Annotated in this window: 6 protein-coding genes; all 6 read left to right on the forward strand. The window is 60.1% G+C overall.

All coding sequences use genetic code 11. The features are described 5' to 3' along the window. Positions 1 to 191 precede the first annotated feature (191 nt). Positions 192 to 1,640, forward strand: a complete 1,449-nt coding sequence (locus RSSM_RS19620; protein WP_008682667.1) for a cytochrome c — start codon at positions 192 to 194, stop codon at positions 1,638 to 1,640. Positions 1,641 to 1,766: 126 nt separating this feature from the next. Then, complete coding sequence (locus RSSM_RS34170) at positions 1,767 to 1,937, forward strand: hypothetical protein (protein WP_044303075.1); 171 nt, start codon at positions 1,767 to 1,769, stop codon at positions 1,935 to 1,937. Next, on the forward strand, positions 1,937 to 3,070 hold the full coding sequence (locus tag RSSM_RS19630; protein ID WP_008682671.1) for a COX15/CtaA family protein: 1,134 nt from the start codon (positions 1,937 to 1,939) through the stop codon (positions 3,068 to 3,070). Before RSSM_RS34170 ends, RSSM_RS19630 begins: the two co-directional genes overlap by 1 nt. 108 nt (positions 3,071 to 3,178) lie before the next feature. Next, complete coding sequence (locus tag RSSM_RS19635; protein ID WP_008682672.1) at positions 3,179 to 4,249, forward strand: protoheme IX farnesyltransferase; 1,071 nt, start codon at positions 3,179 to 3,181, stop codon at positions 4,247 to 4,249. Continuing rightward, complete coding sequence (locus RSSM_RS19640) at positions 4,249 to 5,247, forward strand: ABC transporter ATP-binding protein (protein WP_008682674.1); 999 nt, start codon at positions 4,249 to 4,251, stop codon at positions 5,245 to 5,247. The genes RSSM_RS19635 and RSSM_RS19640 overlap by 1 nt, the downstream gene beginning before the upstream one ends. 275 nt (positions 5,248 to 5,522) lie before the next feature. Next, positions 5,523 to 6,034, forward strand: a 512-nt coding sequence (locus tag RSSM_RS19645) for a hypothetical protein (RefSeq protein ID WP_008682676.1), incomplete at its 3' end; no start/stop codon positions are given.

A 6,034-nucleotide genomic window follows, 5' to 3' on the forward strand; every position in this document is an offset into this window, starting at 1 on the left:
TCCGGGGAAGGCCGGGAATCTTGGGTGGGTTTGCTTTGGGGGGAGGTTTGCGGTTGGTAGGGGTGAGGTCGCGGTTGCCGCGACGATTCGTCGCGGAAGCTCGGTTTCTTGCCTCAGGGCGGTTTTCAGGAGCGGACGCGTCGAGACAATACGGTGTCACCCTTTATCCCCCAAGTTCGTTTCTATCGCTCATGGTTGGTTTGCCTTCCTCACTCAGGGCTGTCTTGCATCTGCAGCTCAGTGCTGTCTTGCATCTGCCGCTCAGGGTTGTTTCACCATGGCAGCTCAGGGCTGTCTCGCCACGGCTGCTCAAGGCTGTTTCGCCTCTCTCGCCTGCCGAACCGTTTCGACCTGATCGTGGTTGGATTTTTCGGGGCGGTTTTGGGGTGTTCGTTCTCGGAGTGATGTTGGTTTCGCTGGCCGGTTGCCGTGAAGCTCCGCCGGAATTTGAGTCGAACCTCGTTCGTGCGATTTCGCTGGAGATTTCTCGGGATATCCCGACTCAGGCGGCGATGGAGGACGTCGAACCGGTGGTCGAAGCGTTGTTCGGCACGCCGCAATCGCCACGGTGGCCGGCGAGTTGGATGGCCAACGACGATCAACGCAATCTGGTTTCGGTCGAGCGGTTGCAGGTCGCTGCCGGTGGCGTGTCGAGCAACCAAAAAAACGCTCACACCGGGCTGTACCAAGAACACTGCGTCGTCTGTCACGGTGTCTCGGGCAGCGGTGCGGGGCCGGCGTCGCGGTATCAGGTTCCCTACCCGCGTGACTTTCGTGCAGGCGTTTTCAAATGGAAGTCGACGGCGCGTTCGGAAAAACCAACCCGAGAAGATTTGGCTGAGTTGCTGCAACGCGGCATCCCGGGCACGCCGATGCCGAGTTTCTCGCTGCTGCCTCCTTCGGACCGCGAAGCGATCATTGACTATGTGATTTACCTGTCGGTGCGAGGCGAAGTCGAACGCGAACTGCTGTCCTTTGCCGTCGATATGTTGGACTACGACACGACACCGCCGGAGGATGAGTTGCGGATCATGTTGGTGTCGACCCAGGACGATGCGGCGATGTCAGAGGATGCAGAGAAAACGTCGGAGATGCCCGAAGAGTCGGCCGTGATGCCTGAGGAGTTGACTGAGGGCGGCGAAGCGATCGCGGAAGTCATCGACGACGTGGTCGGGCGATGGGTGAGTGCAACGTCGACGCCGGTGCCGCCGCGGCAGGAACTCGAGGGCGACGAATTGGCGGCCTCGATTGCTCGCGGCAAAGAGATCTTTCACGGCCAGATCGCGAATTGTGCCGGATGCCATGGCGTGGGTGGTGAGGGCGGTCTGCCCACGCTCGACTATGACGACTGGACGAAGGATTTCACGACGCGAATCGGGATCGACCCGACGGACAAGGAAGCGGTCAAACCGTTCCGCAGCGCCGGCGCGTTGCCTCCACGGCAGATCGATCCGAGAGTGTTGACCAACGGCGTCTTCCACGGAGGCGACGATCCTGAGACGCTGTACCGACGAATCCAACACGGGATCGCGGGAACGCCGATGCCGAGCGTTGACATCAGTGAAGAGGCTGCCGGAAAGACGGGATTGTCGCCGGACGAGGCTTGGGATCTGGTGAATTATTTGAGGAGGGGAAATTGACCGGTGGCTGCTTCGCCGCGTGTCCGTTCCCCTGTCCGGGTCTTGCTGTTGTCTGTCTTGTTGTTTTCGCGTCCTCGCGTTTTTCGGTCCTCCTTTTCTCCTGCCTTTGCTTTCTCCCCAACCAAAATGCGTGATACCTTTCGAACCGTTGGTGCTCTGACTGGGCTTTGCGTGGGGCTTTCGCTGATGTGGTTGCTCGGCTGGGGTGGGTTGCTCGCCTCGGCGTTTTTCGGTGCCATTGGAGCCGTGGTCGGCGGGATGGCAGGCGAACGCATCCACGACCGAGGAGAGCGGTGATGCCGGAGAACAAGGAAGAAACGGTTGCCGAGAACGTCGGTTCCGGCGTCGATTCGGATGTCAGTTCCAATACCACCACGCGAGAGCCCGCCACAGGGCAGTCAGGCAGTGGGCAGTTGGGCAGTTCACAGCCAGGTCGGGGCGATTCGCCTTGGCCGCGGCGGTTGGCCGTCGCGTTGGTCGTTTTGGTCTGGCCGCTGATTTGGGTCGGCGGTTTGGTGACGACGTATGACGCCGGGATGTCGGTTCCCGATTGGCCGGGGACGTACGGGTACAACCTTTTTCTGTATCCCCTTTCGACATGGTTGCTCGGGCCGTTCGACTTGTTTATCGAACACGGTCACCGGTTGCTCGGCGCGTTGGTCGGTTTTGTCGCGATCGGTTTCTTGATCGCTTGCTGGTTGGGCGACTCGCGACGATGGATCACGGTTCTCGCTGTCGCGGTCCTGGCGGCAGTGATCGGCCAGGGCGTTTTGGGCGGACTGCGGGTGACGATGAGTGCTCGTGTGTTGGCGATGGTGCACGGTTGCACCGGGCCGGCGTTCTTCGCGTTGTGCGTGGTGGCGGCGTGTGTGACGGGGGCACGGTGGCGGCGTGATTCGGTTTTGGCGGCAGCGGGGATCGGTCAATCGGAGGAAGGCGCACGACCGTCGCCTCGGTTGTTCTTGCCGATTTTGATGGTCCTGGCGGCGTACTCGCAAATTGTTTTCGGGGCACAACTGCGGCACGCTTTGCCGACGGCGAGCCCGGGAATGTTCGCTCACACCGCGATGACGCACGCATCGATGGCGTTTCTGTTGTGGCTGTTTGCGGGGATCGCTTGGTGGCGAATGCGGGGGTGCGGCGATTTGACGCTATCGCGTCCTGCGGCAGGATTGATATGCTTAGTGGCCGTGCAGATTCTGCTCGGGGTGGGGACTTGGATCGTGAATTACGGGTACCCGCCGCTGTTGGATTCGTTGCCTGGCAGCCAAACGTATCGGTTAGAGTCGAAAAACCTGCTGGACGCTTGGATCGTGACGGGGCATGTCGCCACGGGATCGTTGATTTTGGCGGTGACGACATTGATAACGGTTCGATTGTGGCGTCGGCGCAGCGTGCTGGCGTCGCTCGATGTGGCTGGTTTGCGTTGATTTGGCTTTCGACGCGTTGGCCTCGTAACGTTCGACCCGCAGTGAATTTCCGCCGATTTCCTAGCACCGTCTGCTCATCTTATCTCACTAACTCTCACGAGGCCGCTCATGGCGACCGATTGCCGCGAATCGTCGACTGCACTCTTGGATGAACCGCCCGTGATGGCCGAGCAGAATGACGAACCGCTTCGCGACGTGGTGCTGTCGGATTCCGCGGCCGCGGCGGTCGTTTCGGATACAGACGCTGCCGGCGGAAAGGCGGCTCGCCGTGCACGACGTGAGCCGACGCTGGTCCGCGATTTGATCGAGCTGACGAAGCCTCGGATCGTGATGATGATTTTGGTCACGACGGCGGCGTCGGCTTGGATCGCGATGGCGGGACCGACCGGCGTGAGTTTATCGTTGCTGGCGTGGGCGGTATTGCTGTTGGGGACCGGATTGGTCGCCGGCAGTGCGGGCGCGGCCAACCAAGTTTGGGAACGCGTGATCGATACCTTGATGCCTCGCACCGCGACCCGTCCACTGGCGTCGCGGCGGAGGTCGTTGGCGCTTGGAGTCTCAGCGACGGCGATTTCCGGGATCGTGGGCACGGCGCTGCTCGCATGGCAATTCGGTGTGATGCCGGCGGCGGTCGGTGTGGCGACGTGGGCGATGTACGTTTTGATTTACACGCCGATGAAGACGCGTACGGCATGGAATACCACGGTAGGTGCCATTGCAGGTGCGTTGCCGGTGTTCATGGGATACACCGCGGCCGGCGGCCAGTTGACTGATTTGCCGGGGTGGATGTTGTTCGGTGTGCTCGCGTGTTGGCAGTACCCGCACTTCATGGCGATCGCTTGGTTGTACCGGCGTCAGTACGCGGAGGCTGGTTTCCAAATGACCACGACGGTCGAACCGACCGGACGCAGTGCGGCGTGGCAGAGCATTGTCGGCACGCTGACGTTGGCGACGTGTGGCGTGGTGGCGTGTTTTGCTCCTGCGGGCGAGTTGTTGATGTCGCCTGCGAGTTTCATCATGGCGGCTTTGGTGGCGGCGGCGTGCTGGCCGTTGTTGAAAGCGTCGTTGCGATTCCAACAGTCGCCCGAAGACACCCGAGCACGCAAAATGCTGCGATGGTCGTTGGTTGTTTTGCCGGCTGTGTTGCTCGTCATGACTTTGCGGATGATCGGACTGTAATGACCGAGTCGACAGCGACGCGGGAGATGCCGCTAGGTAGCAACAAAATCAACGACACGGCGGAGGCGGCTCCGCTGGTGGACGTTTCTGCGGTAAGTCATCGTTATGGCGAAACGCTCGCGCTGGATGACTTTGACCTGTCGGTGCGTGGTGGCGAGATTGTCGCCGTGCTCGGACGCAACGGTAGCGGGAAGACGACTCTGTTCCGCATTCTCAGTACGTTGTTGCCGCTGCAATCCGGCCGAGCGAGTATCGCCGGTGCGGACTTGGCGACGCAGACGATGGCGGCCCGCGGACGGTTGGGGATTATCTTTCAATCCCCGAGTTTGGACATCAAACTCACGGTGATCGAAAACATGCGATGCCAGGGTGCGTTGTACGGACTCAGTGGCAGTCGGCTGACCCGGCGATGTGACGAGTTGTTGAAACAGTTTTCGCTCGAGGATCGTCGCAACGAGTTTTGCCAAACCTTGTCGGGCGGTCTGAAGCGACGGGTGGAGTTGGCCAAGGGCCTGTTGCACCGTCCGCCGGTGATGTTGCTCGACGAGCCGAGTACCGGGTTGGATCCTGCGGCGCGGCTCGCGTTGTGGGATGCACTCGAGTCGTTGGCGGCCGAAGGTGTGGCGGTGATGTTGACCACGCACTTGATGGACGAAGCCGCGAAAGCGTCGCGGGTCGTTCTGCTCGATTCGGGAAAGAAGATCGCTGATGCGCCGCCGTCCGTTTTGCAGCGGGAAGTCGGCGACCGTGTGCTGTCGATCGTGGCTGATGACGCGGAGGCAGCCGAGTCGGTGCTGCGTACCGAACTGCAAATCGATCCGATTCGGATTGGCAACACGCTCCGTGTAACCAGTCAGAACACCGGAGTCGCGGACTTGGCAACATTGGTCGACCCGATCGCCAAACGTCTCGGTGAGAACGTTCATTCGATCGCGTTTGGACGGGCGAGCCTCGAGGATGTGTTCGTGGCGAAGACGGGCTCCGCGTTCGATGACTGAACGCGAAACACACGGTCGTTTCGGCCGGTTTCCGAATAATCGGCATATTTGAATCTGCGATTTTAGCCGCACCGCGAACGAAATCTGCACCTCGCCCGTATAGGAAACTTAACGGCGAGTCGCCCAGCCTAAGAGGATTGCCGCACAAAATTCGACTTGACGCGGTCTTCTGGGGTAATTAATTCTGAATTTCAGGTTTTTTGACTCGCTCGGTTTCTCTGGTGTTTTCCAACTCCGTCGGCGAGTGGACCCTTCGTCTTCGAAGGAGCAATGTTATGCCTGATCATTCTCAGCCCAAGCGATCGACGCTCGATCGTTTTCTCAGCGGACTGTCTGAGTACATCTTCCAGACCAAACTCGGCGTGGCCGATGTTCAGTTGGTGGAGTACGTCAGCGAATTGATGTTGAGGTTCACACGTGTCGACGCGATCCAGCGTGTACGCCGCGATGACGGACGTCCCGCCACCGAGGTGTTCCAATTGATGTGTGAGGCGGAACGGAGGATCGGGATGGCGCGTCGAGAGGTGCACCGGCACATCGGAGACGTGACGTTGTTCCGTTCAGGAATGTTTCCCGAGAGCGTTCGTGGGAACGGCAAAGGTTCGCCGGATGAGTTGCTGGATTACTTCCATCACGGCAAACGTTCTTACAAAATCGCATCCACCATCCAAGCCGACGAGACTCGCCCGCCGTGCGATCTGTTGGACCGTTTGAGCGATCAATTCGAGTTGTGTGCGTACGGTCTGCGAGAAATTCGACGCGCGTGGGAAGAGTCCGATCCCGCGGA

The organism is Aporhodopirellula sallentina SM41 (genome assembly GCF_000346505.1).
Taxonomy (GTDB): domain Bacteria; phylum Planctomycetota; class Planctomycetia; order Pirellulales; family Pirellulaceae; genus Rhodopirellula; species Rhodopirellula sallentina.